The 4,344-nt window shown below is 36.8% G+C and carries 3 protein-coding genes; all 3 read right to left on the bottom strand.

What is annotated here, in order from left to right; genetic code table 11:
- Window positions 1–649: 649 nt before the first annotated feature.
- The gene (glmS, locus tag GGQ92_RS16125; protein WP_184251318.1) at window positions 650–2,455 is read right to left on the bottom strand and encodes a glutamine--fructose-6-phosphate transaminase (isomerizing); all 1,806 of its coding nucleotides are present in this window, start codon (window positions 2,453–2,455) and stop codon (window positions 650–652) included.
- Between the two features lie 422 nt (window positions 2,456–2,877).
- The gene (locus GGQ92_RS16120) at window positions 2,878–3,462 is read right to left on the bottom strand and encodes a hypothetical protein (RefSeq protein WP_184251316.1); all 585 of its coding nucleotides are present in this window, start codon (window positions 3,460–3,462) and stop codon (window positions 2,878–2,880) included.
- Between the two features lie 33 nt (window positions 3,463–3,495).
- Window positions 3,496–4,092 carry a DJ-1/PfpI family protein gene (locus tag GGQ92_RS16115; protein ID WP_184251314.1) on the bottom strand — a complete coding sequence of 199 codons (597 nt, stop codon included), beginning with the start codon at window positions 4,090–4,092 and terminating at the stop codon, window positions 3,496–3,498.
- Window positions 4,093–4,344: the final 252 nt, after the last annotated feature.

Genomic DNA, 4,344 nt, shown 5'->3' with positions numbered 1-4,344 from the left:
TTAGCCTATTATCTAGTATAGAGGGTCTCCTTTTATTTTTCCATTTATATGGATAATTTTAGAAATTATCCTTTGAGAACTATTTTACACATACTATCCCTTATCTTCTACTATATGCCTTTGAAACTTAGTTTTACAAAACCCCTTCCACCCCCGCAATACCTTCTCCCACTTGCCCTCACGCCCTTTTTCACCCCTAAATCCCCCCCTTTCAATTTAACTAAGTTTTACAAAGAAAATCGCTATTTCTTACAGAAATCAGGCGAAAATCAGGCGATAAAAGATTGAAAAATGGAACTCGGATTTACAAAGCAGAATAGAAATTAAGGGGGTAATAGAGATAGGGTTTAAGGATTAACAGGGATTTCCTGACGTTTTCTCACGCTTTTTTTCACGCTTTTTTCTCCTACTTGGATGGCTTTAATCCCTTGCGTCATCTATCTTTCCAGGCTTTCACCCAATAAAAAAGAACCGAGAAGGCGTACCAACGGTACGCTCCCGATTCTGATTAGAGTGATACATAAGAACCGATACATAAGTGCCTCCGCTTTCCCTTCTTTGTAAAACTTACTTACATCTTGTAAGAAGAGTTACATTTTTGAAAGGAAGAGTAACGGGGAGACAAACATGCACTAAAATTTATTCAATTCTATTCTACCGTTACTGATTTTGCTAGATTACGTGGTTTATCTACATCACAATTTCGATGTAATGCCGCATAATATGCAAGTAATTGCATTGGAATCACGCTAACCAATGGTGTTAGCAACTCATGAACTTCCGGTAATACAATTGCATCTCCAGATTTGTTTAGTCCCTTCATACTTACAATACAAGTATTTGCTCCACGAGCCGCTACTTCCTGCACATTACCGCGAACGGATAGATTAACATTTTCTTGCGTTGCTAAGGCAATAACAGGAGTACCTTCTTCTATCAAAGCTATCGTCCCGTGTTTCAATTCCCCACCAGCAAATCCTTCCGCTTGTATATAGGAAATTTCTTTTAATTTTAAGGCTGCTTCCTGCATTACGAAGTAGTCAATACCACGTCCGATGAAGAAAGCATTGCGTGATTTATGGAAAATAGAAGCTGCAATACTTTCTATTTCCTCTTTTTGACTAGCAAGCATTTCTATCGCATTCGCTACTAAACTCATTTCATGGTCTAGATCAAAGCTTATGTTACATCCTTTTTGCTCTGCTAAATCATTAGCTAGAATTGCTATAACAGCTATTTGTGCTGAATAAGCTTTTGTAGAAGCTACTGCAATTTCTGGTCCAGCGTGTAATAGAAGCGTATAATCCGCTTCGCGTGATAGAGTGGATCCAGGTACATTTGTAATTGTCAATGCGGGGTATCCTAGCGCTTTAGTTTGAACTAGGACTGCACGACTGTCTGCTGTTTCTCCACTTTGAGAGATAAAGATAAAGAAAGGATTTTCAGATAATAACGGCATATTATACGAAAACTCACTGGCAATATGGACTTCTACTGGAACTTCTGCAAGTTTTTCAATCAATTGCTTTCCAACTAAACCTGCATGATAGCTTGTTCCTGCTGCAATAATATAGATTCGATCTGCCTGTTGAATCGCTTTGCTTATTTTCTCGTCTATTTTTAGTCGATGAGTACTATCCGTATATTCCTGGATAATTTTGCGAATGACATATGGCTGCTCATCTATTTCCTTTAGCATGTAATGAGGGTAGGTTCCCTTTTCCATATCATCTGAATCCAATTCTGTTTCAAAAGGTTTCCGATCTACCTTTTCTCCATTTAGCTTTTGGATTATTACCGCTTCTTTTGTTAACATTACTGTTTCCTTATCTTCTAACTCAACATAACGCTTCGTTTTGTTTAATGTGGCCATCGCATCACTCGTTACTAAATGACAATCCGTTCCTAACCCTACAAGTAATGGACTTTTATTTTTCGCAGCATACAGAACATCAGGTGTATGTTTATCTATAAGAGCAATCGCATAAGAACCTTTCAATTCTATTAACGTTTTCTGAAAAGCCTGCAACACATCTTTTGTTTCTCCATACATCTTTTCTAACAATTGCACAATAATTTCTGTATCTGTCTCACTCTGAAGTTCTACATTAGGTAAATAGTTATCCCGTAATTCTTCAAAGTTTTCAATTACTCCATTATGAACCATTGTAAAACGTCCTGTATTGCTTTGATGAGGATGAGCGTTTATTTCGCTTGCTTCTCCATGTGTAGCCCAACGAGTATGACCTATCCCTATCGTCCCAGATACATTGTTGTCTCCTACTCTATCCCGTAGTAAGGAAATTCGTCCTTTTACTTTTGTCAGTCGTATCTCTTTGCCGTTCATCACTGCGATACCAGCTGAATCATAGCCTCTATATTCTAGTTTTTCTAATCCAGTTAGCAATAATTCTGTTGCTTCATTATCTCCGATGTAACCTACAATTCCGCACATGTTATTTCCCCTCTTCTAATAGGGGCAAATAAGTACCGCCTTCGTTCAAGGAGCTGTATTTGCCCCTTATATACTTTGATCATTTACTTCTTGTTTCTATTCTTGTACAATAAGTCACCTAATTGTTTTGAAATAAAAACATGTCGACTGAGAAGTACAGCCGGGAGGTACCCGCCGATCCGATTCGATAATCCTCCACCTCGTCAACTAGCCACTAGCTAGTCCTGGCGCTTTTAATAAACAAAATAAGTCTCGATACTCCTTTCCATATTTGAGTATGTCGTTTATCTATTAATGACTGAAAACGACTTTTTCATTTTAATGGAAAAAATTGATTTGTGCAATAGGTTAATTGCCTATTTATGTGAAATCTTAATGAACAATGAAAAACATCCAACTGTTTATTGGATGCTGTAAAAATATTAATAAAATTTTGCTTTTATTATATAGACCAATTCGTATTCAGCTAATTCGTCGCTAAAATTCTCATTACTTGGGGCGATATTAGGTGTGCGAATACTTTCTCCATTCGTGTAAACAACGGACCCTAGAAAGATTTCTTCATCATGAATCTGTTGTAAATCTTGCATTGGCCCCCAACCATTAAAACTAGATCCAAAATCAATTTCGACTGGATCATAAAAAGTAGAACCGACAGACCCCTTTTCATCTAGTATACCGATTTGAATTTCATTCTGATTGGTGTCTGCATTTTCTACAATCGTCAATATAATAGTGCCTTCTTCACTTATAAATGCTCCAAATTGAGTACCATTGTCTTCGATTAACTTACCTGACTCATATTTATCTATCCATATATCTAATTTTTCATATCCATCTTCTGTTTGAAATTCATATACAAATACTTTATCCGTAGTCATAGAGATTATGGCCTCTTCCCTTTCGGATAACTCAGCAACAGCAATCGTATTTGATTGACTACTGCATCCAACAAGAAACAAGAACACTATAATAAAGATTAAAAAGCCTATAAATTTTCTCCCCATATGTCACCGCTCATTCTTTATCATATTATTTTTCTAAAACTTCATATCAAATTCTATTCCACGAGCCAGATTAGACGCTATGTTTTCCCCTAAAAGTCGCTGGACAATGTATAACGACATATTGATTCCTGCTGAAACTCCTCCAGATGTTAAGATGTTACCTTGATCGACAAATTTCACATTACGCCGGAGTGTTATTTCAGGAAAACTCTCTTCAAAGCGATCATAACTCATCCAGTGGGTAGTCGCTACTTTTCCATTAAGTACACCAGCTTTAGCCAATAAAAAGGCACCTGTACATATAGACGTTGTTATGATTTCTTCGTTCATTTGATTAGCTATCCATTCAATGACAGTTGGATTGTCGATCTGGGCCTCTCTTACTCCCGGGCCTCCTGGTACCACCACTATGTCAAATGCAGGAGCGTTTTCAAAACTATAATCAGGTTGTACCTTTAATCCATTTCTAGCAAAAATTATTTCACCTGTTTCGGAAATGGTGCTAACATCAAAAGCCTTTGTTGAAAAATCCTCATAGGTAGTAATAGAAAACACTTCGAAAGGACCTGCAAAGTCCAATACTTCCACCTCATCAAATAGCAAAATACCAACTGTCCACTGCTTTTTCATTGCACCTTACCTCCAATATTAAATTAAGGATACAACTCTGGGATAATGCCTTAGGTGCCTATTGTTGTATTGGCAAATATATGCCTATTCAATGATAATATAACCATATTTATCATAAAATGTATATACTATAAACAAAATTTTGTCTATTAAAATGTAAGAAAAACCGCGCAAAAAAACTGCGCGGTCCTTTTCTGTTTGCCGTGACTAGTGCACATCTGATAATTTATATTCGTTGCCTTGTATTCCTTT

Origin of the sequence: Gracilibacillus halotolerans (assembly GCF_014206945.1) — a bacterium.
Classification (GTDB): Bacteria; Bacillota; Bacilli; order Bacillales; family Amphibacillaceae; genus Gracilibacillus; species Gracilibacillus halotolerans.
This window is presented reverse-complemented; position numbering and strand designations above follow the sequence as displayed.

Bases quoted from the DNA above. Each gene is read 5' to 3' on its own strand.
- glmS (WP_184251318.1), bottom strand. From the start codon at position 2,455: ATGTGCGGAATTGTAGGTTACATCGGAGATAATGAAGCAACAGAATTA.
- GGQ92_RS16120 (WP_184251316.1), bottom strand. From the start codon at position 3,462: ATGGGGAGAAAATTTATAGGCTTTTTAATCTTTATTATAGTGTTCTTG.
- GGQ92_RS16115 (WP_184251314.1), bottom strand. From the start codon at position 4,092: ATGAAAAAGCAGTGGACAGTTGGTATTTTGCTATTTGATGAGGTGGAA.